Source organism: Mycobacterium paraffinicum (genome assembly GCF_025822865.1).
Classification (GTDB): Bacteria; Actinomycetota; Actinomycetes; order Mycobacteriales; family Mycobacteriaceae; genus Mycobacterium; species Mycobacterium paraffinicum.
On sequence record NZ_JACKUR010000027.1, the window covers coordinates 382,882 to 403,930 of the forward strand.

Below are 21,049 nucleotides of genomic sequence, written 5' to 3' on the forward strand. Positions count from 1 at the left end.
AAGCAAACGTGGACTTCTCCTACCCGGCGGAAGTGGAACAGTTCCGCATCGAGCTGCGCGACTGGCTGTCGCAGAATCTGACCGACGAGCTGGTGGCCGCCCGTCGGCCCGCCGGACGCGACGACGCCGCCATCGAGATGCTGCGCGCGTGGAGCGCGACGATGGCCGATGCGGGCTGGGCCGCGGTCTCCTGGCCTCGTGAGTACGGTGGCCGCGGCGCGACGATTCTCGAGCAGCTGGTCTACACCGAGGAAACCACGCGCGCTCGAGCACCGATGCCGCTCAATGTTATTGGGCTGAACAACATCGCCCCCGCCATCATGCAGTACGGCACCGAAGAGCAGAAGCTCACGCTGCTCCCCCGCATGATGCGGGCCGACGACATCTGGTGCCAAGGGATGTCGGAACCCGAAGCGGGGTCCGATCTCGCGGCACTGCGCACCCGCGCGGTGCGTGACGGTGACGACTTCGTCGTCAACGGCCAAAAGGTCTGGACCTCGCTGGGACATCGGGCGGACTGGTGCCAGCTGTACGTGCGCACGGATCCCGACGCGCCCAAGCACAAGGGCATCTCCTGCCTTATCGTCGACATGACGCTGCCGGGCATCGACGTCCGCCCGCTGGTGACGCTCAACGGCGACGCCGATTTCGCCGAGGTGTTCTTCCACGACGTGCGGGTCCCGGCGGACGCGTTGCTCGGACCGTTGAATGCGGGCTGGCAGGTGGCCACCACCACGCTCAGCCACGAGCGCGCCGGCGCCGCCCGGCTGTACGCCGAAATGCAGGTACGGCTCGAAGAACTGGTCGACGACATCGCCGCGCACACCGACGCGCTGGACGACCCCGTGACGCTGCGGCGCCTCGGCGAAATCGGGCTCCGCATCAAGTATCTCGAGGTCCTGTGCCAGCGGTCGATCTCGGCGATACTGCACGGCGGCTCCGAAACTACGGCGTTCGCCTCGGCAAGCCTCGCCAAGACCGTGTGGGGCGAGCTCGGGCAGGATATGGCCGCCCTGGCGTTCGACGTGCTGGGCACCCGTGGCGCCGGTGCGCAATGGGCGAACTACCGGCTGACGTCGCGCTCGCTCACCATTGCGGGAGGGACGACGCAGATCAACAAGAACATCACCGCCCAACGGGTACTCGGGTTGCCGCGCAAATGAATCTCGAGTTCACCGACGAGCAGGTCGCCCTGCGCGACACCACCCGGCGCTTTCTGGCCGAGAAGGCCCCTATCTCGGGTCACGTTCGGCCGCTGCTCGACGATCCGATTGGCATTAGTGAACCGGTGTGGCTTGGCCTTGCCGATCTGGGAACGACCGGTCTGCTGGTACCGGAGGACTACGGCGGCGCCGGCATGACCATGGTCGAGGCCGGCATCGTGGCCGAAGAGCTGGGCGCCGCCCTGCATCCGGGGCCGTGGTTGTCGACCGCGGTCGCCACCGCGCGAGCGCTGACGCGGCTCGGCGCCACCGACGCCGCGGCAGGGCTGTTGAGCGGAATCGCCGATGGCACCACGGTCGCCACGGTCTGCTTCCCGGATGCCGAGGTTGCCGCGAGCCCACCGGGCCCCGACGTCGAGTTGCGGGGGGAGATCGCGTCCGTGCCCGACGCGGCCGCCGCGGACGTGTTGTTGGCCCTCGCCGAGGATGACGGCGGCCCAGGGCTTTTCGCGGTGCGGGCCGACGCGCCGGGCGTTTCGGTCACGCCCGAGCGCGGCATCGACCAGACCCGCAAGCAGTTCCGTGTCACTTTCGAGGGGGCGCCCGCGCAGCGACTGGCCGCGGCGTCTCCCGAAGACGTCGCGGCGGTGTTGGACGACGTGCTGATCGCTAATGCCGCGGACGCTCTCGGCGCCGCACGCGCGGTCATGCATATTGCCGTCGAATATGCCAAAACCCGAACGCAATTCGGTCAGCCGATCGGCTCGTTCCAAGCGGTCCAGCATCTGTGCGTCGACATGTTCGAGACCGTCGAGTTGGCCCGAAGCGGGGTGATCCACGCCCTGTGGGCCGCCGACAACGCCGGCCCGGACGAGCGGCATCTTGCCGCGCTGCGCGCAAAGGCGTTCGCCGGGCGGCTGGCCACCGTGGGTGATACGGCCATCCAGGTGTTCGGCGGGATCGGCTACACCTGGGAGCACGACGCGCACCTGTACCTCAAGCGGCTGCTGAGCTGGAGCGCGTTCCTCGGTAATCCCGACCGGTACCTCACCGAACTCGGTGCGCGCCTTGCGAAGAGATGATAGTACCGACGACCTGCTCGCCGCGATTCGATCGGTGCGCAAGACGCTCGGGAGTGCCTGCGCATCGGTGTACGGACGCCTAGAATGGGTCCCCGTCACCGCTGTTATGCAGCGCATTCGCGGGCCCGGGTCTGATAACCTCTAACAAAGATTTGGTTCGGCGAGAGGGACGATTGCGTATGTCTGCCGGTCCGCAGTCGTCCGGATGTGCGCACAGCTGATCATGCCGAGAGCGGAGCCATTGCGAGCCAGCGTCCCGGTTGACTTGGGTACCCGGCGAACCGAGATCCTCAGCACCGCCGCCTCGTTGATCGCCCAGTCGGGATTGCGGACCTCATTGCAGGAGATCGCCGACGCGGCGGGGATCCTCCCCGGCAGCCTCTACCACCATTTCGAGTCCAAAGAGGCGATCCTCATCGAGTTGATCCGCCGCTATCAGGACGATCTGGATCGGATCGGGCATGCCGCGCAAGCGAAGTTGGACAAGCCCGACCCCCGACCGGTTCCCGAGCAGGTCGTCGAACTGGGCTCGGCGATCGCGGACTGCGCCGTGCGGCATCGGGCGGCGCTGCAGATGTCGTTCTACGAGGGGCCGAGCACGGATCCGGAGCTGATGAAGCTGACGCAGCAGCGGCCCGTGGCGATTCAGGAGGCGATGCTGCAAACCCTGCGCGCGGGCAGGTGGAGCGGCTACATCAAACCCGATATCGATCTGCCCACGTTGGCCGACCGGATTTGCCAGACCATGCTGCAGGTTGGCCTCGACGTCATGCGCCATAAGTCCCCCGCCGACCAGGTGGCGGCGCTGCTGTGCCGAATCATGTTGGAGGGATTGGCAACCCGGCCGCCCACCGACTCGGAGCTCGACGGGTCCAACGCCTTCGCCGCCGCCAGGGACGTCATCGAGACCTGGTCGGACGACAGCGAAGCCGATCCCAGCGACAAAGCGGCGCACGTTCGTGCGGTGGCGCGAACCGAGTTCGGCCGAAAAGGCTACGAGGCCACCACCATCAGGGACATCGCGTCGGCTGCCGGTCTTGGCACCGGAACCGTGTACCGGGTGATCGGGTCGAAGGACGAGCTACTCGCATCGATCATGGAATCGTTCGGCCGGAAGGTCGAGGCGGGCTGGGTCAACGTCCTGCGCTCGGATGCCACGCCCATCGAGAAGCTGGACGCACTGAGCTGGGTCAACGTCAATGCGCTCGATCGGTTTTCCGACGAGTTCCGGATTCAGCTCGCCTGGATGCGTCAATCGCCACCGGACACCCCCAACCCGGGGTGGTTGTACGCGACCCGCCTCCGGCAGATGAAAACCCTCCTTTCCGAGGGCATCCGATCGGGCGAGATCGGTGTGGACGGCGCGTCCACCGCGATGCTGGCGCGCTGCGTCATCGGCTTGCAGTGGATACCGGAGAACATCCTCGCCGAGGTGGGCAAACGCGCGGCGTTGGTGCACGTGCGGGACACGGTTTTGCGTGGTGTCGCGGTTCGCGCCGGGTAGGTGTTGAACCAAAAAACTGTTACCCATACAGTTGGGCGATTAGAATCGCGTTGGCAGTGAATGAGAAGGGGATTTCCATGACTGTTGTCGATCGGTTGCGGTACGACGGCAAGCGGGCTCTCGTCGTTGGCGGAGCCACCGGCATGGGTGCGGCGGCGGCCAAGTCGGCCGCCGAGCTGGGCGCCGAAGTGATCGTGATGGATTACGCGCCGGTCAACTACGACGTCGCCAAGTCCATCCAGGTGGACCTGCGCGATCCCGAGTCGATCGACGCCGCGGTCGAGCAGTTGGACGGTCCGGTCCACGCCCTGTTCTCGGCCGCCGGCATCGCCGACGGCACAACCGACCTGATGGCGATCAACTTCATCGGCCACCGCCATCTCATCGACCGGCTGCTCGAGAAGAATCAGCTGCCATCGGGCTCGGCGATCTGCTTCATCTCCTCGGTCGCCGGCATGGGCTGGGAAAACGACCTGGAGCTGCTGACGGAGTTCCTCGCCACGCCTGACTTCGCCTCGGCGCAAGAGTGGGTCAAGGCCCACGAGTCGGAGGGCATCATCCACTACGGCTTTTCCAAGAAGGTCGTCAACGCCTACGTCGCGACCCAGGGCTATCCGCTGCTGAAGAAGGGTATTCGGATCAACGCGATCTGCCCCGGCCCCACCGACACCCCGCTGGCGCAGGCCAACGCCGCTCTCTGGCTCACCTTCGCGCAGGACTATCGCGAAGAGACCGGTTCGAAGGTGCACACCCCGGAGCAGATGGGCGACGTGATGGCGTTCCTGAACAGCGCCGCCGCCTTCGGCATCAGTGGGATCACGTTGCTGGTGGACTACGGGCACACGATGGCCTCGCTTACCAACGCCTACCCGCCGGGCAAGCCCATCATCGACATCATCATGGGGCGGGTAAAGCTCTAGCGGGTCTCCGAGCGCCCGGCTGGCCGAGCGCCGAGCCGCGAGCGCCCTGCCAGCCGGGCGCTCGGCCCGGAAGCTACCGTCGGGGGCATGGCACGGATCATCGTCATCGGCGGCCACGGCAAGGTCGCGCTGCAACTGGCCCGCATACTGACCGAACGCGGCGACCATGTCAGTTCGGTCTTCCGCAACCCCGACCACTCCAAGGACGTCGCCGCCACCGGCGCCCAGCCGGTGGCAGCCGACGTCGAGCAGCTCGGAACGGGTGAGCTGGCCCGCCTGCTGGCCGGGCACGACGCGGTGGTCTTCTCGGCGGGAGCAGGTGGCGGCAACCCGGCGCGCACCTATGCCGTCGACCGCGACGCCGCCATTCGCGTGATCGATGCCGCCGCGCGGGCGGGCGTCAAGCGATTCGTGATGGTCTCCTACTTCGGCGCGGGGCCGGATCACGGTGTACCGCAGGATAATTCGTTCTACCATTACGCCGAGGCCAAAGCGGCCGCCGATGCCCACCTGCGTGCAAGCGGTCTCGACTGGACGGTGCTGGGACCGGGACGACTCACCCTGGAACCGGCCACCGGCCACATCGCGCTGGGTAAGGGCAAGGGGGAAGTCTCGCGGGCCGACGTCGCGCTGGTGGTGGCCGCCGCGCTCGCGGACGACTCGACCGTCGGCCGAACGATCGACTTCAACAACGGCGAGACACCGATCGCCGAAGCGCTGGCCAGCTGACGAGGAGCATCGGAGTAAGCTCCGGAGCGCAGCTGGTCTGCCGTCGCCGCGCCACGCGACGCCGGCATCGAGCGAGGCGCGTTAGTCATGCTTCGCAAGAGGGAACCCGGTGAGAGTCCGGGACTGTCCCGCAGCGGTATGCAGGAACGACCGCCGTCACAAGCACTGGTCTTGGCAGCCACCGAGACTGGGAAGCGACGGCCAGTAGGAGCACCACAGGGTGCGTGCCTGCGAGTCCGAAGACCTGCCAGCTGTGCCGGGCGCGCCGCGTCCGGCGGCTCATCGCCTCGTGGAATGGGCGTTTGGCTGAACGCGTTGCGGTTGTGCGCAAGGTGCACGCCGCGGCGGATCGGCTAGACGTCCTCCGGCGGTGACCACCCCGCTGATTGATAGGACCAGACCGTGACCGCTCAACCATTCACCGCCACCGTCACCGGCTCCCCTCGTATCGGGCCGAAACGCGAACTCAAGCGCGCCACCGAGGGCTACTGGGCCGGACGCACCAGCCGATCGGAGCTGGAATCCGTTGCCGCCACGCTGCGCCGAGACATGTGGGCCGGCCTCGCTGCCGCCGGCCTGGACTCGGTACCGGTGAACACCTTCTCCTATTACGACCAGATGCTGGACACGGCGGTGCTGCTCGGCGCCTTGCCCGCCCGCGCCGCGCAGGTCCCCGACGACCTGGACCGCTACTTCGCCGCCGCGCGGGGTAACTCCGAGGTCGCGCCGCTGGAGATGACCAAGTGGTTCGACACCAACTACCACTACCTGGTCCCCGAGATCGAGCCCGCGACCACGTTCTCGCTCAACCCCGACAAGGTGCTCTCCGAACTCAAAGAGGCGCTCGGGCAAGGGATTCCCGCCCGCCCGGTCGTCATCGGACCGATCACCTTCCTGCTGTTGAGCAAGGCGGTCAACGGCGGTGGTGCGCCGATCGAGCGGCTCCAGGAGCTGGTGGAAATCTACTCGGAGTTGTTGCCCCAGCTCGCCGATAACGGCGCGCAGTGGGTGCAGTTCGACGAGCCGGCGCTGGTGACCGACATCTCCCCCGACGCCCCGGCCCTGGCCGAGGCCGTCTACAACGCGCTGGGCAAGGTCAGCAACCGGCCGGCCATCTACGTCGCCACCTATTTCGGTGACCCCGGCGCCTCCCTGGCCGGGCTGGCCCGCACGCCGGTCGAGGCGATCGGCGTCGACCTGGTGTACGGCGCCGACACCGCCCTGGCGGGCATCCCGGAGTTGGCCGGCAAGACCCTGGTGGCCGGCGTCGTCGACGGGCGCAACATCTGGCGGACCGACCTGGAGGCGGCACTCGGCAAACTGACCACCCTGGTGGGTTCCGCTGCCGCGGTAACGGTTTCGACCTCCTGTTCCACGATGCACGTGCCGTACTCCCTGGAACCGGAAACCGATCTGGACGACGCGCTGCGCGGCTGGCTGGCGTTCGGCCAGGAGAAGGTCGCCGAGGTGGTGACGCTCGCGCGCGCACTGCGCGACGGACGCGATGCCGTCGCCGACGCGATCGCGGCGTCCAATGCCGCGGTGGCCTCGCGCAAGAGCGATCCGCGGCTGCACAACGACCGGTTACGCGAACGCATCGACTCGATCGTCGCGTCGGGCACCCATCGTGGTGACGCGTCGGGGCGCCGCGCCAGCCAGGAGGAGCGGCTGCACCTGCCGCCGCTGCCCACCACGACCATCGGCTCCTACCCGCAGACCTCCGCGATCCGCAAGGCGCGCGCCGCGCTCCGGGCCGGCGAGATCGACCAGGCGGAATACGAGAACCGGATGCGCAAGGAGATCGCCGACGTCATCAAGCTGCAGGAGGAGCTCGGGCTCGACGTGCTGGTGCACGGCGAGCCCGAACGCAACGACATGGTGCAGTACTTCGCCGAGCAGCTGGAGGGCTTCTTCGCTACGCAGAACGGATGGGTGCAGTCGTACGGCAGCCGCTGCGTGCGCCCGCCGATCCTGTACGGCGACGTGATTCGCACCCACCCGATGACCGTCGAGTGGATCAAGTACGCGCAGTCGTTGACCGATAAGCCGGTGAAGGGCATGTTGACCGGCCCGGTCACCATCCTTGCTTGGTCGTTCGTCCGCGACGATCAGCCGCTCGCCGACACCGCCAACCAGGTTGCGCTCGCCATCCGGGACGAGACCGTGGACCTGGAGTCCGCCGGCATCGCGGTCATCCAGGTCGACGAGCCGGCGCTGCGCGAGCTGCTGCCGCTGCGCCGCGCCGTGCAGCAGGACTACTTGCGTTGGGCCGTAGGGTCTTTCCGGTTGGCCACCTCCGGCGTCGCCGACTCCACGCAGATCCACACCCACCTGTGCTATTCGGAGTTCGGTGAGGTGATCGGGGCGATCGCCGACCTGGACGCCGACGTGACGTCCATCGAGGCGGCACGTTCGCACATGGAGGTGCTCGACGACCTCAACTCGATCGGCTTTTCCAATAGTGTCGGCCCCGGCGTCTACGACATCCACTCGCCGCGGGTGCCGAGCACGACCGAGATGGCGGAGTCCTTGCGTGCGGCACTGAGAGCCGTTCCGGCGGAACGGCTCTGGGTCAACCCCGACTGTGGGCTGAAGACTCGCAACTCCGACGAGGTCACCGCGTCGCTGAAGAACATGGTCGCCGCGGCGCAGGAGGTGCGGGCGAGCGGCTAGGGGTTTCGCGAGCGTAACCGCACTGCGAAATTCGGCTGGATTTTTCGCAGTGTGGTTACGCTCGGGATCTATTCAGGCCCGGACAGCACCTCGACGGGGACGTCGTCGGCCCACGGCTGCCGGGTCACCATGTCGGCGACCCGCACGGTGCCGCGCTCGAATTCGCCCGTCGCCGCGTCCACCAGTCGGTAGGCCTGAGTCTGCTTGTGGATGGGCTGCGCGTCGAGCAGGACCACCCGCACCTCCCCCGGCTCGAAGTGGCAGCGCTCCTGCAGGGCGGCGATCAGCTGTTCGTTGTGCATGTGGCCGTCGCCGAAATTCCAGCCGATGGCGGTGCTGCAGATGCGCTCGCCGTCGGTGAGGACGTAGTCGTCCTCGTTCTGGCCCGCCATCGCACGGTGCGCGAGCGTGAACAACGCGCGGCCGTGAGTGTTGAACCCGCGGAACGCATATCCCATGTAGAGCGGGATCTGCGCGGCCTCCGGGCTGCCGTAGAACCGCTCCAGCTGGGCCTGCGGCATGCTCGCGATCGCCACGATGCCCCGGGTGATCTTGTCGGTGGCCGAGGGCTTGATGCACCACAACGTGGTGTCCCAGTTGCCGGCGTAATACCGCATCCCGGGCAGGAAGGAAATCTTGCGCGGAAACATGTTGCCGAGCAAGACGATTCCCGCGATGACGACGAACAAGATTGCCACCACCACCGGGTGCCTCAGGTCACGCAGACCGAGGCGGGCGTGCGCGACGAACAAGGACAGCACCCCGAAGATCATGAAGACGTTCCACTCCAGCGGCACGCCCATGGGGATCGACACGAGGATGCCCAGGTGGAAACAGACCATGACGATGGCGGCAATCGTGATGGGCCAGCCGCTGTGGCAGAAGAACAGCGGCAGCGGCACCAGCATCTCGATGGCGGTACTGATATGCGCCAGCCACCGCGACAGCCGGCCGGGCCGCAGGTCCTCCGGGAACTTCTCGAAGAACTGCCGCTTCAGCCACCGCGGCCGCACCAGCGGGTTGTTGGACATCATCGTGGAGATCACGAACGGGAAATGCTTGTTGAGCTTTGACGTGGCGGCGCCCATCCAGATGACCAGGAACACCACCTTGGACCCGACGATCATGTCGGGCGCACCGAAGAGGAACGTGACCGCCATGGTCGCGTACACCTCGCCGCGGGCGGCCAGGAAGATCACCTTGTCGCGCAGCCCCAGCACGCCGAGCAACAGCAAGATGAGCACGATCTTCCACGCGGGCAGCAGCCCGATCCTGGTGCCCAATTCGGGCATCGGTCCGGTGCCGTCGGCGAACAGCGCCGCGAACGTCACCAGCAGGAACAGCGCGTACAGCGCGACGTCGACCGGCTTGCGCTTGGTGCCTCGGGTCAGCGGGACCCGGTCCGGCCAGGGGGGCAGCCGGATGGTGCCGAACCGCATCCAGTACAGGATCGAGCCCATCGGCGGGAAGAACCGGTTGTTCAGCGGCCCGAAGCCGCAACCCAGCCCGATCACCTCGAACAGCATCGTGTAGAGCACGACCTTCTCGAACACGATCGGCTCCGACCACCACGACGCGACGTGGGTGAACCCACCGAGCCCCCTGGTGGCCGAGGCGAACAGCCACGCGCCCAGGATGTAGAGCAGGATTTTGACGACATAGAACAGGTGCAGCGCGACCGGCGTGCCGAAGCCGACCTCGGCCCAATGCTTGGCCATTGGACGGATCTTTTCGCTACGGGTGCCCTTGTTCCACTCGGCCATGTCGAGCTGCGGCAGCTCGGGCTTGAGAAATCCCATGGTGGTCAGATTAGAACGTGTTCTAGGCGCACGGGGCTTAAGCCCGGCAAGAAAGCTTTGCCTGCGACCACGGTGCCGGATAGCGTGAAACCGGATCGGCGCGGTCCCTAGGAGGCGTCCACGATGACCAGGCTTCAAATTCTCATGTCGGCCGCGGCGCTGGCGGCGTTCGCCATTGCCACGCCCGTCGCCAGGGCCGACGCGCCCGCGCCGGGCGATGCCTGCAAGGTCTTGCACGCGACCACCCAGGATGCCAACAACAGGACGATGTGGTGCAACCCCACGATGACGGGCACCCACGACCTGGTGTGGCAATACGGCGGGCCGGCCTAAGCCCGCGGTCGCACCCGTCCGAGTGTGAGCTGAGGGCTTTCAGTGTGAGCTGGGGGCGAGAGATCCGGAAAATTTCCGTCCTGTTTGCACACTCAAAGCCGTGAGCGCACATGCGATTTCACTAACGGAAGATTCCCGGCGGAATCATCGGCGCCCGCTCGAGTGCCCGCGGGTCGACCATCACGTTGAGAGCGTCGAGGCGGCCTGCCCGCAGATCGGCGAGCGCATCCACGGCGGACAGAAACCGTTCCCGCTCAGCCGGTTCCACGACGTCGCCGGCGAGCTCGGTGAACTTCTGCTCGTACTGTGGACGCCCGAAGGGCCGGGCGCCGAAGGGATGCGCGTCCGCGACGGCCAGCTCGTCGACGATCACTTCCCCGCCCTTCAGCGTGACCTCGGCACGCGCCCCGAACGCCTTCTCGGCCGGATCCGTCGAGTGGTAGCGGCGGGTCCACTCCGGATCCTCCACCGTCGAGATCTTGTGCCACAGTTCGACGGTGTCGGGCCGGTGGGCCCGCTCGGGAGCGTAGGAGCGTTCGTGGTGCCAGCCGCCGTCCTGCAGCGCAACGGCGAAAATGTAGGGCAGCGAGTGGTCGAGCGTCTCCCGCGACGCGTCGGGGTCGAATTTCTGCGGATCCCCGGAGCCCGTTCCGATGACGACGTGGGTGTGGTGGCTGGTGTGCAGCACGATGGTCGCGATCGCACCGAGGCCGCCTTGCAGACCAATTAAGCGCTCGCGTAGCCGCCGGGCCAGGTCGATCGGCGCCTGGCTCTGGTATTCGGCCGAGTGCTCCTTGGTGTAGCTGTCCAGAATCGCGCGCTTCGGCTCGCCGGGAGCGGGCAGCGGCACGCGGTATTCGCGCTCGGGCCCGCCCAGCAGCCAGGCGATCACCCCGTCCTCGCCCTCCCAGATGGGCGCCGGAGATCCCTCGCCGCGCATCGCCCGATCGACCGCCTCGACGGCGACCTTGCCGGCGTGCGCCGGGGCGAAGGCCTTCCAACTGGAGATCAGCCCCTTGCGGGATTGGCGGGTGCTGGTGGTCAGGTGCAGCGCCTGCCCGACCGCCTGGTAGATCGTCTCGGTGTCCAACCGCAGCATGGTCCCGATGCCGGCCGCCACGGACGGTCCCAGGTGCGCGACATGGTCAATCTTGTACTCGTGCAGGCAGATTCCGCGGGCCAGATCGATTTGGATCTCGTAGGCGGTGGCCAGGCCGCGGATCAGGTCGGACCCGGGCAGGCCCAGCTGCTGGGCGACCGCGACCAGCGGGGGGATGTTGTCACCCGGGTGGGAGTACTCGGCGGCCAAATATGTGTCGTGGAAGTCGAGTTCGCGCACCGCGACGCTGTTGGCCCACGCCGCCCACTCAGCCGAATAGGTTCCGTCGACGCCGAAAACCCTGGCCCCGCGCCGCGCCGGATGGGCCAGCGCTTGTTGCCGCGCCACCGTGACCGGCCGGCGCAGCACGGCGGCGGCACTCACCGCCGCGTTGTCGATGATCCGGTTCGCCACCATCTCCGCGGTTTCCGCTTCGACGGCAACCGGGTCGGCGGCGACTTCGGCGATCTTGGCGGCCAGGTGTTCGCGACGGGGAAAGTCGTCGGAGCTGCGCCGCGTCCGAACCGTATGCGTCAACACAATCCGCACCCTATGACCAACGCGTGCAGAAATGTCCGTTAACCCACCGCCACCGGTACCGGCCGAGGTGTAGTTTGCTGCTGGGGCGGTGCCTAGGTTGAGGAGCCAGCCATGTCCGAGGTCGACTATTGCGTCGTCGGAGCGGGGTTCGCGGGTTTGACGGCCGCCCTGCGGTTGAAACAGGCGGGTCATTCGGTGGCCTTGCTGGAGGCGCGTGACAGGGTCGGCGGCCGCACCTTCACCGAGTACCGCCCCGACGGGACGTGGATCGATCGTGGCGGCGCGTGGATCGGACCGGGCCAGGACCGGATCTACGCGATGATGGACGAGTTCGGTGTCCCCGAGTACAAGCAGCACAACGACGGTGACGCCATGATGATCGTCGACGGCAGGAAGCACCGCTACGGTGGCACCGTCCCGTGGACGATGAGCCCGTGGGCTGTCGCCAACCTCGGCGTCGGTTTGCTGTCGATCGAGAAAATGGCGAAATCGCTTCCGCGCGAGGCGCCGTGGGACGCCAAACACGCCGACGAGTGGGACCGCATCAGCGTGGGCGAATGGATCGAGCAGAACACCATGTCCAAGCAGGCCCGCGAAATGCTGGACATGGCCTTTGCCGGCCTCTACACCTCGGCGGCGTCGGAGACGTCGTTGCTGTGGGGGTTGTTGCAGACGGCGTCGGCGGGTGGACTGACGTTCGCGATTTCGGGCAAGGGCGGCTCGCAGGATGCCCGGCCGGTCGGGGGGATGGGCGCCATTTACGGTCCGATCACGGCCGAATTGGCTGATTCCGTGCACCTTTCGCAACCGGTCCGGCAGATCGCCCAGGACGCCGACGGTGTGACGGTGACGGCCGCCGACCTGACGGTGCGCGCCCGGCGGGTCATCGTGGCGATCCCGCTGGCGATCGCCTCGTCGATCGTCTACGAGCCGTTGCTGCCGGTGGATCGGGCGATGCTGCACCAGCGCATGCCGAGCGGCGCGGTCATCAAGACGTCGATCATCTACGACGAGCCGTTCTGGCGCGCCGATGGGCTGTCCGGCCAATCGGCCGCACCGGAAACCCCGGCCACCCTGACGATCGACGCCTGCACGGACACCGGCGACCCCGGCGTCATGTGCGTCATCACCGAAGGACCCGCGGCGCGTCGGCTGACGAGGCTCAACGAGGCCGAACGCAGGGCGGCGCTCGTCGGCGAGCTGGTCGACCGGTTTGGCGAGAAGGCCAGGACGCCGCAGGAATACCACGAGCAGAACTGGACCATCGAGCGCTACTCCGGCGGCGGGATGATCAGCCACGCCCCGACCGGCGTGCTGACCGAGTTCGGTTACACCCTGCGCGAGCCCTGCGGTCGCATCCACTGGGCGGGGACGGAAAGCTCGGCCGTGATGTGCGGGTGGATCGACGGCGCGATCCGCTCCGGTGAGCGCGCGGCGGCCGAAGTGCGGGAGGCCGAGACCGCCGCGGTCGCCTGACGACGCCGGCCCCTAGCTAACCAGTCTGCTTAACCGGCGGCCGGTAGAAGATCACCAGCTGACCGATCGCCCCGGCCAGGCCGAGCACCACCGAGATCAACAAGCCGCGCCAGCCGTCCATCCAGTTGTGCCCGAACACGACGTAGTCCAGGCTCAGCTTCCCGGCGCCCAGCGTGGCGACCGCGACGGCGCTGACCGCCAGGACCAGGTTGTACTCCCAGCCCTCCTTGACGATGAAGAAGCCGTTGGCGCGATGCACGGTCCAGGCCGCGACCAGCATCAACGACACGAAGCCGGCGGCGGGGATCGGGGTGAGCAGACCGGCGGCCAAGCCCAGCCCGGCGGCCATCTCGGTCGTCGCGGCCACGGTGGCGTGGAACTTGCCCGGCTTCATGCCGATGCTTTCGAACCACCGCGCGGTGCCCGGGATGCGGCCGCCGCCGAAGAACTTGTTGTAGCCATGCGCGGCCAACGTCACGCCCAACACCAGGCGCAGGATCAGTAACCCGACGTCGTAGGGAGTCATACCTGCAAACCTAGATCATCGGGCGGACCGGATAACAGGACCGCCGAGCAGCTAACTTCGGTGGCGCATGTGGGAACATTGCGGACGTTCCGACGTTGGCCAATCCGCCGCTGACCAGAAGGGGGTGCACCACGGCTCGTATCGCACGAGGCAGCGGCGCTTCCTGTAGCGCGCCCGGGGCCTCGCCTGACGGGCAATCCGTGGTGTTACTCGACGGCACAGCGAGTCATCCGCGGGCACTGCTGGGCAACAAGGGCCACGGCATCGAGATGATGCGCCGCCACGGCCTGCCGGTACCGCCCGCCTTCTGCATCACCACCGAGGTGGGGCTGCGTTACCTCGCCGACCCCGGGTCAACGATCGACGCGATCTGGGACGACGTGCTGGACCGGATGCGCTGGCTGGAGGCGCAGACTTCGCGCACGTTCGGTCGGGGTCCGCGTCCCCTGCTGGTCAGCGTGCGCTCGGGGGCCACTCAGTCGATGCCGGGGATGATGGACACGATCTTGGACCTCGGCATGAACGATGATGTCGAGCAGGCGCTGGCCGCGGCCGACACAACGTTCGCCCGCGACACGCGCCGGCGGTTCGACCGCATGTACCGGCGCATCGTCGGGTTGGACGACCACGAATCGCCGCCCGCCGACCCCTATGCGCAGCTACGCGCCGGCATCGAGGCGGTGTTCGCCTCGTGGAACTCGCCCCGCGCGGTGGCCTACCGCGCCCATTCCGGCGGCGTCGACGATCAGAGCGGCACGGCGGTCGTCGTGCAGGCGATGGTTTTCGGCAACTACGGCCCCGATTCGGGTGCGGGCGTTCTCGTTTCGCGCAATCCCGTCACCGGCGACCGCGCACCGTTCGGCGAATGGCTGCCCGGAGGACAGGGGGACGACGTGGTGTCCGGATCGGTCGACGTCGAGCCGGTCACCGCCCTGCGCGACGAGCAGCCGGCTGTCTACCACGAGTTGATGGACACCGCACACAAATTGGAGCGCCTCGGCTCCGACGTTCAAGAGATCGAGTTCACCGTCGAAGGCGGCAAGCTCTGGCTGCTGCAGACGCGGGGCGCGGAGCGGTCGGCGCAGGCAGCGGTGCGCCTCGCGTTACAACTGCGGCACGAGGGGCTCATCGACGACGCCGAGACGCTGCGACGGGTGACCCCGGCACACGTACAGACCCTACTGCTACCGGCGTTGCAGCCCGAAATACGTTTGGCGGCAAATCTTCTCGCTAAGGGATTGCCAGCCTGCCCGGGCGTCGCGTCGGGTAGGGCATACACCGACGTCGACGAGGCGCTCGATGCTGCGGAGCGAGGCGAGTCGGTGATCCTGGTGCGCGACCACACCCGGCCGGAAGACGTCTCCGGCATGCTTGCCGCGCATGGCATCGTCACCGAGGTCGGAGGGGCGGCCAGCCACGCGGCAGTGGTCAGCCGCGAACTCGGCCGGGTGGCCGTAGTGGGGTGCGGACACGGAGTCGCCGCATCCCTGGCCGGCAAGTTGATCACCATCGACGGCGCCGAAGGCGAAGTGCGCGAGGGCAACCTGAGCCTGTCCGCGTGGTCGGAAAGCGATACACCCGAACTGCGGGAGCTGGCCGACATCGCGCGAAGGCTCAGCCCGCTGCGTGCGCACACCTCCGGCGGCCACCTGCGGCTGGATGACGCCACGGAGGATGCGGTGGCGGAGGCGATGAAACGCGGACACACCGACGTCGTCTCGGCCACCCCGCTTATCGTCATGCTGACCGCACTGCGGCTCGCGGGTGAGACCACGTCATGACCGAATTGGCGGTGTTGCAAGCGGTTCGGCTGAAGGGCCGGCTGCGTCCCGCCGAGCTTGCCGAGACACTGAACGAGGACATTGCCGACGTGACGACCATCGTCGGACAGCTGGCCGCGGCAGGCCTATTGGCCGACGGTGCGACCGTGCGGATCACCCCCGCCGGGCGCGAGCGGCTCGCGGCGCTGCTCGACGAGGAGCGCAGGGGCGCCGACCGGGCGGCGCTGGCCACCGCCTACGACGACTTTCGGCCCGTCAACGCCGATTTCAAATCCCTGGTCACGGACTGGCAGCTGAAGGGCGGCCCCGGCGGCACCCCCAACCCGCACGATGACGCGGAATACGACGCCGCGGTGCTGTCCCGCCTCGACGATGTGCATGCGCGGGTGCTGGCGATCATCGAGTCGGTCGCGGCGCAGCTGCCGCGGCTGAACGCATACCCGGCGAAATTGATTGCGGCCCTGGGCAAAGTGCGGGAAGGCGAGACCGCGTGGCTGACCAGGCCGCTCATCGACTCCTACCACACGGTGTGGTTCGAGCTGCACGAGGAGCTGATCTCGGCCGTCGGCCTCACGCGGGAGGAAGCGGCCCGATCCGGCGATGCGCAGTAGCTACAACACCGCGTCGAGAAGCCGCACATAAGCGTCGATGTCGGGAACGGCCGACTCGGCCGCGTGCACGCTGACCGCGATGGTGTCCCCGATGCCGTGCACACCATGCGTCAGCCCCATCACCGGCGACAGCCCCGGGTAGCCGGCTGTCAGGACCACCCGGGCCCCGCCGAAGCTGAGGTCGGCCGGCCCGCGGTAAACGCTGGACACCACGGTGTTGCCGGACACCTGCTCGGGGCGAACATCGAAATCGAATTGGGTTACTCCCCAACGCAAGAGGACTGCGGGCACCGCCGCAAAAGCTCGGTCGGCGTAGCGCGTGGCCGGATGCGCGAAGCGGCGCCGGCCGTCGGCCAGCTCCGCGGCGATCCGCTCGGCGCGGGCGTCCCACCCCAGCTTCGGATGCAGACCCACGGTGACGTTGCCGAAGTGGTTATAGGCATGTGCGACACCGGGTTTGGCCATCGGAACCTCGGCGCCCAACGTATCGGCGGCGTCGCCCAGCAACTCCGAGAGCGCCGCGGAGATCGCCGTCAGCGCGCCCACTGTGACGGTAGGGCCGCGCAGCTGCGAGCGGTGTCGCACCAGCGTTCGCACCGAGCGGGACGCACCGGGGCGCGCATTCGTCGGCAGTAGGGGCCGGGGACCGGCCCTAGGGGCCAGCAGCCCCGCGCGGGTGTCGCGCTCCAGCTGGCGATGGGCGCGAGCCGCCTGCGCGGCTCGCCACAGCAAGAACCCGGCCCGTAGCCGTCGCACCCCGGGCACGCGATCCGGCCGGCCGAACAGCCAACCCGCCATCGCGGATGCTCGGGCCCCGTCGGCCAGCGCGTGCGCGACCTGCATCACCGCCACGCTCCCCGGACCGGTCACGCCCGGGATGCCCAGCACCGCGCCGAAGACGTGCAGCCGCCAGGGCATCCGGCACACGTCCAGCTGGTCACCGGCCAGGGCGACGACCGCGGCCAGGCAGCCGGCCCAGCTGTGGTCGTCGAGGTCGTGGCGGACGACCCGGTCGGTCGTGACGGCCGCCGGAACCCACTGCGGGTAGACCAGCGGCCCGCGATCCCGCACTCGCAGCGCCAGCTCCGGGTCCTGGTTGGCCCGCCGGCGGAGCTGCTCGATGACGAGGGCGTAGTCGGCGGGCTCACCGTCGAACGCGTACAACAAGAACTCGTCGTTGGGAATCTTGGCCGACATCCAGTAGAACTGCGCATCGACGGCGGCCATCCGCTGCGCAGGCATTCAGCCGGGCGAGCCGATGAACCCGAGCACCAGGTCGGCGACCTTGTCGGGCTGCTCGAGCTGCAGGAAGTGCCCCGCGTGCTCCACGATGGCCACCTCGCTGCCCGGCGGCAAGACCTTCTCCGCCCAGCGGGCGAAAGCCGGTGTCATGCAGCCGTCGTCGCGGCCATGCAGGTACAGGCACGGCCACACCGGCTCTTCGGTCCACAGCTCGTTCAGTTCGGCATACTGCGCCGGCGGCCGGGTGTTGCGGATCGTGGCGCGGTACGGTCCCAGGGCCGCACGCCAGCTCTCCGGCGTCCCGATCGCCGCGTCGACGTGGCGTAGATCCTCGTCGGCGCGATAGCCCGGTGACCACCGTCGCCACAGCAACGGCAGCACCCAGGACGCGGAATGCTCTGGCAGCAAGGGCAATTGGAAGTACATGATGTACCAGCTGCGCAGCAGCTGACGCGCCAGGTGTGCGGCCAGCCGTCCTCGCTCCGCCGCGCCAGCCTTGCGACGGAAGGCCGACGACGGCGGCACGGACATGATCACGGCCTTGGTGAATGGGCTGTCGGGCATGGCGGCCAGACCGGTGGTGGCGATCGCACCCCAGTCGTGGCCGATCACCACGTCACCGTCGGTGCCGCCCGCTGCCGAGCGCACCCGCAAGGCGTCGTCCATCATCGCGCCGACGTGATAGCTGCCGTCGGCCGGGATCGACGACGGTGCGTATCCGCGCATGAAGGGCGCCACCACCCGCCAGCCGGACTCGACGAGCCGCGGGGCGATCTTGCGAAACCCGTAGGGGGTGTCGGGGAAGCCGTGCAGGCACAAGGCGATGGGGCCACCGCGTGGTCCCCAGGTGAGTGCCTTCAGGTCCCCCGCAGGGCTGGGCACGTCGATCCAGCCTGGTTCACCCATATTGACTCCCTGCTCGGCGCGTCCGCACGGACCAACCTAACGCGTGCGGGCCGAAGACGCACCGACCACATGCACTATGCGGTCAAAGGGGTGCTGCGACAGGGAGTTTCGTTACACTCGCGCGGCGGCCCGGTCCAGGTCGGCGATGATGATCTTTCGCATGCCGTACATCGCTTGGGTGGCTGCCGCCGCGCGTGCCCGGTCGGGGTCGCTGATCAGCTCGTAGAGCCGGTCCGGGACGATCTGCCAGCTCAGGCCGAAGCGGTCCTTACACCAACCGCACTGCGATTCCTGGCCGCCGTCGGTCAACCGCTCCCAGTAGTAGTCGACCTCGTCCTGGTCCTTGCAGTGGATGGTGAAGGACACCGCTTCGGTGAAGTGGAAGTGCGGGCCACCGTTGATGCCGATGAAACGGGTGCCGTCCAGCACGAAGCTGCCGGACAGGACGGTGCCCGGCTCGCCCGGTCCGGCCTCCGTGGTTCGGTTGAGGCCCTCGATGTGCGAGTTGGGGAAAATCGAGGTGTAGAACCTGGCCGCCTCCTCCAGGTTGTGGTCGAACCACAGCGACGGGGTGATCGATGGCATTGGCCGCGGCCTCCTCATTGGCTCGTTGGTGTTGTCACTGGATAGACCGCGGCCAGGGTGAAAATTCATCGCGTCGTCGACCCGCGAGACGGTGCTTAAGCTCCCTATGTAACGTCAGGTCGCATGAGCACCGTCAGCAGCCTCCCTCAGACGGTCGAGTTTTCCGGTGTCGGCGGCATCACCCTGGTCGCCGACGAGTGGAACGGCGGGACCGACGGCGCGGGACGGCCGAGCGTCCTCATGCTGCACGGTGGCGGCCAGAACCGGCATTCCTGGAAAAACACCGGCCAAACGCTCGCCGACCAGGGCTTGCACGTCGTCGCGCTCGACAGCCGCGGACACGGCGACAGCGATCGCGCGCCCAATGCCGACTACGACGTCGAGACCCTGACCGCCGATGTCTTGAAGGTGATCGAGGCGATCGGCCGGCCGGTGATGATCATCGGCGCGAGCATGGGCGGGCTGACCGGCATCCTCGCCGCCCACCGGGCGGGGCCCGCGGTGGTGACCCGACTGGTCCTCGTGGACGTGGTGCCCCGATTCGAGAAGGGCGGCAGCGCCCGTATTCGCGATTTCATGATCAGCGGCCTCGACGGTTTCGATTCGCTGGAGGAGGCCGCCGACGCCGTCGCCGAATATCTGCCGTACCGGGACAAGCCGCGCAGCCCCGAGGGCCTGAAGAAGAACCTGCGCCTGCGCGACGGCCGCTGGTACTGGCACTGGGACCCGGCGTTCATGACCAAGCCCGGCGACGATCCCGAGCTACGCACCGAGAATTTCGAGCAGGCCGCCAAACACCTGTCGATTCCCGTCCTGCTGATCCGCGGGAAGCTGTCCGACGTGGTAAGCCCCGAAGGCGTCCGGCATTTCCTGGCCAGCGTGCCCCGCGCGGAGTTCGTCGAGCTGTCCAACGCCGGGCATACCGCGGCCGGCGACGACAACGACGCGTTCAGCGACGCCGTGGTGAAGTTCGTCAAGCGGCACTGACGCCGATCGTGGCGACCCGCTTCGCCCGGCTTCGCCGCGCTCGCGATCGCCACTAACGCCGGCTAGTTAGCCGGCTTCTCGGCGTGCCCGCCGAACTGCTTACGCATCGCCGACAGCGCCTTGTTGGCAAAGTCATCGAGTGAGCGCGAGGCGAAGCGGGACTGCAACGCGGTCGTCAGCACCGGCGAAGGCACCCCCTCGTCGATCGCCGCGATGGCGGTCCACCGGCCCTCCCCGGAGTCGGAGACCCGTCCCGAGAACTCCTTGAGATCGGGCGAATCGTGCAGCGCGATCGCGGTCAGATCCAGCAGCCAGGAGCCGATGACGCTGCCGCGGCGCCAGACCTCGGCGACCTCGGGGATGTCGAAGTCGTACTGATAGAACTCCGGATTCGACAGCGGCGCCGTTTCGGCGTCACCCTCTTGAACCTGCTTGCCGATGTCGGCACCGCGCAGGATGTTCAGGCCCTCGGCGAGCGAGGCCATCATCCCGTACTCGATGCCGTTGTGCACCATCTTGACGAAGTGCCCGGCGCCGGACGGACCGCAGTGCAGATAGCCCTGCTCCGACCGGGCGACCTCGCCGTCACGCCCCGGGGTACGCGGCGCCGCTTCCACTCCGGGAGCGACAGAGGCGAAGATGGGTTCGGCGTGCAGAAAAGCCTCGTCGTCGCCGCCGATCATCAGGCAGTAACCGCGCTCCCGGCCCCACACGCCGCCGCTGGTGCCGCAGTCGAGTAGGTGAATGCCCTTCTCCGACAGCGTCTTTGCGTGACGGATATCGTCGCGGTAATACGAGTTGCCGCCATCGATGACGATGTCGCCGGCCTCCAGCGTATCGGCCAACTCGTCGATGACCCCCGTCGTGATGGTCCCGGCCGGCACCATCACCCAGACCACCCGCGGCGCGGTCAGCTTCTCGGCGAGCTCCCGCAGCGACGACACGCCGGTGGTCCGTTCCTCCCCCGCCATCGCCTTGACCGCGTCGGGGTTGTGGTCATAGACCACGCATTCGTGTCCGTCCTTGGCGACGCGGCGGACGATGTTCGCGCCCATCCGGCCGAGGCCGATCATCCCGAGCTGCATCTCTTTCT

The 21,049-nt window shown here is 67.8% G+C and carries 18 protein-coding genes and 1 riboswitch; of the genes, 11 read left to right on the forward strand and 7 right to left on the reverse strand.

Annotated elements, in window-relative coordinates; genetic code table 11:
• Nucleotides 1–8 precede the first annotated feature (8 nt).
• From H7J89_RS19470 to metE, 6 genes are all read left to right on the forward strand, one after another.
• A complete protein-coding gene (locus H7J89_RS19470) occupies nucleotides 9–1,163 on the forward strand; it encodes an acyl-CoA dehydrogenase family protein (protein WP_264045666.1) in 1,155 nt (384 codons plus the stop codon).
• Nucleotides 1,160–2,245, forward strand: a complete 1,086-nt coding sequence (locus tag H7J89_RS19475) for an acyl-CoA dehydrogenase family protein (RefSeq protein ID WP_264045667.1) — start codon at nucleotides 1,160–1,162, stop codon at nucleotides 2,243–2,245. The genes H7J89_RS19470 and H7J89_RS19475 overlap by 4 nt, the downstream gene beginning before the upstream one ends.
• A 223-nt stretch (nucleotides 2,246–2,468) precedes the next feature.
• Nucleotides 2,469–3,749, forward strand: coding sequence for a TetR/AcrR family transcriptional regulator (locus tag H7J89_RS19480; protein WP_264045668.1), 1,281 nt, complete (start codon nucleotides 2,469–2,471; stop codon nucleotides 3,747–3,749).
• 77 nt (nucleotides 3,750–3,826) lie between these two features.
• Complete coding sequence (locus H7J89_RS19485) at nucleotides 3,827–4,669, forward strand: SDR family oxidoreductase (protein WP_264045669.1); 843 nt, start codon at nucleotides 3,827–3,829, stop codon at nucleotides 4,667–4,669.
• Nucleotides 4,670–4,756: 87 nt separating this feature from the next.
• Nucleotides 4,757–5,398 carry an SDR family oxidoreductase gene (locus H7J89_RS19490; RefSeq protein WP_264045670.1) on the forward strand — a complete coding sequence of 214 codons (642 nt, stop codon included), beginning with the start codon at nucleotides 4,757–4,759 and terminating at the stop codon, nucleotides 5,396–5,398.
• A gap of 66 nt (nucleotides 5,399–5,464) precedes the next feature.
• A riboswitch (cobalamin riboswitch) is annotated at nucleotides 5,465–5,664 on the forward strand.
• Nucleotides 5,665–5,800: 136 nt separating this feature from the next.
• Nucleotides 5,801–8,071: a 5-methyltetrahydropteroyltriglutamate--homocysteine S-methyltransferase gene (gene metE, locus H7J89_RS19495; protein ID WP_264045671.1), complete on the forward strand. Its 2,271-nt coding sequence runs from the start codon at nucleotides 5,801–5,803 to the stop codon at nucleotides 8,069–8,071.
• Between the two features lie 68 nt (nucleotides 8,072–8,139).
• Here metE and H7J89_RS19500 read toward each other — a convergent pair whose 3' ends face one another.
• On the reverse strand, nucleotides 8,140–9,870 hold the full coding sequence (locus tag H7J89_RS19500) for a DUF3556 domain-containing protein (protein WP_264045672.1): 1,731 nt from the start codon (nucleotides 9,868–9,870) through the stop codon (nucleotides 8,140–8,142).
• A 123-nt stretch (nucleotides 9,871–9,993) separates the two neighbouring features.
• Between H7J89_RS19500 and H7J89_RS19505 the strand changes: the two genes are divergently transcribed.
• Nucleotides 9,994–10,203: a hypothetical protein gene (locus H7J89_RS19505; RefSeq protein ID WP_264045673.1), complete on the forward strand. Its 210-nt coding sequence runs from the start codon at nucleotides 9,994–9,996 to the stop codon at nucleotides 10,201–10,203.
• Between the two features lie 121 nt (nucleotides 10,204–10,324).
• On the opposite strand, the gene prpD is transcribed toward H7J89_RS19505, so the two are convergent.
• Nucleotides 10,325–11,842, reverse strand: a complete 1,518-nt coding sequence (gene prpD / locus H7J89_RS19510; protein ID WP_264045674.1) for a 2-methylcitrate dehydratase PrpD — start codon at nucleotides 11,840–11,842, stop codon at nucleotides 10,325–10,327.
• A 111-nt stretch (nucleotides 11,843–11,953) separates the two neighbouring features.
• Between prpD and H7J89_RS19515 the strand changes: the two genes are divergently transcribed.
• A complete protein-coding gene (locus H7J89_RS19515) occupies nucleotides 11,954–13,318 on the forward strand; it encodes a flavin monoamine oxidase family protein (protein ID WP_264045675.1) in 1,365 nt (454 codons plus the stop codon).
• Between the two features lie 16 nt (nucleotides 13,319–13,334).
• On the opposite strand, the gene H7J89_RS19520 is transcribed toward H7J89_RS19515, so the two are convergent.
• Nucleotides 13,335–13,844 carry a DoxX family protein gene (locus H7J89_RS19520; RefSeq protein WP_264045676.1) on the reverse strand — a complete coding sequence of 170 codons (510 nt, stop codon included), beginning with the start codon at nucleotides 13,842–13,844 and terminating at the stop codon, nucleotides 13,335–13,337.
• 110 nt (nucleotides 13,845–13,954) lie between these two features.
• Between H7J89_RS19520 and H7J89_RS19525 the strand changes: the two genes are divergently transcribed.
• Together H7J89_RS19525 and H7J89_RS19530 are read left to right on the forward strand one after the other, a co-directional pair.
• A complete protein-coding gene (locus tag H7J89_RS19525; protein WP_372513812.1) occupies nucleotides 13,955–15,625 on the forward strand; it encodes a pyruvate, phosphate dikinase in 1,671 nt (556 codons plus the stop codon).
• Nucleotides 15,622–16,236: a MarR family transcriptional regulator gene (locus H7J89_RS19530; protein WP_264045677.1), complete on the forward strand. Its 615-nt coding sequence runs from the start codon at nucleotides 15,622–15,624 to the stop codon at nucleotides 16,234–16,236. The genes H7J89_RS19525 and H7J89_RS19530 overlap by 4 nt, the downstream gene beginning before the upstream one ends.
• Here the strand turns inward: H7J89_RS19530 and H7J89_RS19535 are convergent, their stop codons facing one another.
• From H7J89_RS19535 to H7J89_RS19545, 3 genes are all read right to left on the reverse strand, one after another.
• Nucleotides 16,237–17,478: a WS/DGAT domain-containing protein gene (locus tag H7J89_RS19535; protein WP_264045678.1), complete on the reverse strand. Its 1,242-nt coding sequence runs from the start codon at nucleotides 17,476–17,478 to the stop codon at nucleotides 16,237–16,239.
• Nucleotides 17,479–18,384: an alpha/beta fold hydrolase gene (locus tag H7J89_RS19540; RefSeq protein ID WP_264045679.1), complete on the reverse strand. Its 906-nt coding sequence runs from the start codon at nucleotides 18,382–18,384 to the stop codon at nucleotides 17,479–17,481. It lies immediately after the preceding gene.
• A 111-nt stretch (nucleotides 18,385–18,495) separates the two neighbouring features.
• Nucleotides 18,496–18,969: a VOC family protein gene (locus H7J89_RS19545; RefSeq protein ID WP_264045681.1), complete on the reverse strand. Its 474-nt coding sequence runs from the start codon at nucleotides 18,967–18,969 to the stop codon at nucleotides 18,496–18,498.
• A gap of 123 nt (nucleotides 18,970–19,092) precedes the next feature.
• Here H7J89_RS19545 and H7J89_RS19550 point away from each other — a divergent pair, with 123 nt between their 5' ends.
• On the forward strand, nucleotides 19,093–19,956 hold the full coding sequence (locus H7J89_RS19550) for an alpha/beta fold hydrolase (protein WP_264045683.1): 864 nt from the start codon (nucleotides 19,093–19,095) through the stop codon (nucleotides 19,954–19,956).
• A 62-nt stretch (nucleotides 19,957–20,018) separates the two neighbouring features.
• Here H7J89_RS19550 and gnd read toward each other — a convergent pair whose 3' ends face one another.
• Nucleotides 20,019–21,041, reverse strand: a complete 1,023-nt coding sequence (gene gnd / locus H7J89_RS19555; RefSeq protein WP_264045685.1) for a phosphogluconate dehydrogenase (NAD(+)-dependent, decarboxylating) — start codon at nucleotides 21,039–21,041, stop codon at nucleotides 20,019–20,021.
• Between the last annotated feature and the right edge of the window lie 8 nt (nucleotides 21,042–21,049).

Excerpts from the sequence above, each read along its gene's own strand:
- H7J89_RS19475 (WP_264045667.1), top strand. The coding sequence starts at position 1,160 with ATGAATCTCGAGTTCACCGACGAGCAGGTCGCCCTGCGCGACACCACC.
- H7J89_RS19480 (WP_264045668.1), top strand. The coding sequence starts at position 2,469 with ATGCCGAGAGCGGAGCCATTGCGAGCCAGCGTCCCGGTTGACTTGGGT.
- H7J89_RS19485 (WP_264045669.1), top strand. The coding sequence starts at position 3,827 with ATGACTGTTGTCGATCGGTTGCGGTACGACGGCAAGCGGGCTCTCGTC.
- H7J89_RS19490 (WP_264045670.1), top strand. The coding sequence starts at position 4,757 with ATGGCACGGATCATCGTCATCGGCGGCCACGGCAAGGTCGCGCTGCAA.
- H7J89_RS19500 (WP_264045672.1), bottom strand. The coding sequence starts at position 9,870 with ATGGGATTTCTCAAGCCCGAGCTGCCGCAGCTCGACATGGCCGAGTGG.
- H7J89_RS19505 (WP_264045673.1), top strand. The coding sequence starts at position 9,994 with ATGACCAGGCTTCAAATTCTCATGTCGGCCGCGGCGCTGGCGGCGTTC.
- H7J89_RS19515 (WP_264045675.1), top strand. The coding sequence starts at position 11,954 with ATGTCCGAGGTCGACTATTGCGTCGTCGGAGCGGGGTTCGCGGGTTTG.
- H7J89_RS19520 (WP_264045676.1), bottom strand. The coding sequence starts at position 13,844 with ATGACTCCCTACGACGTCGGGTTACTGATCCTGCGCCTGGTGTTGGGC.
- H7J89_RS19530 (WP_264045677.1), top strand. The coding sequence starts at position 15,622 with ATGACCGAATTGGCGGTGTTGCAAGCGGTTCGGCTGAAGGGCCGGCTG.
- H7J89_RS19535 (WP_264045678.1), bottom strand. The coding sequence starts at position 17,478 with ATGCCTGCGCAGCGGATGGCCGCCGTCGATGCGCAGTTCTACTGGATG.
- H7J89_RS19540 (WP_264045679.1), bottom strand. The coding sequence starts at position 18,384 with ATGGGTGAACCAGGCTGGATCGACGTGCCCAGCCCTGCGGGGGACCTG.
- H7J89_RS19545 (WP_264045681.1), bottom strand. The coding sequence starts at position 18,969 with ATGCCATCGATCACCCCGTCGCTGTGGTTCGACCACAACCTGGAGGAG.
- H7J89_RS19550 (WP_264045683.1), top strand. The coding sequence starts at position 19,093 with ATGAGCACCGTCAGCAGCCTCCCTCAGACGGTCGAGTTTTCCGGTGTC.
- gnd (WP_264045685.1), bottom strand. The coding sequence starts at position 21,041 with ATGCAGCTCGGGATGATCGGCCTCGGCCGGATGGGCGCGAACATCGTC.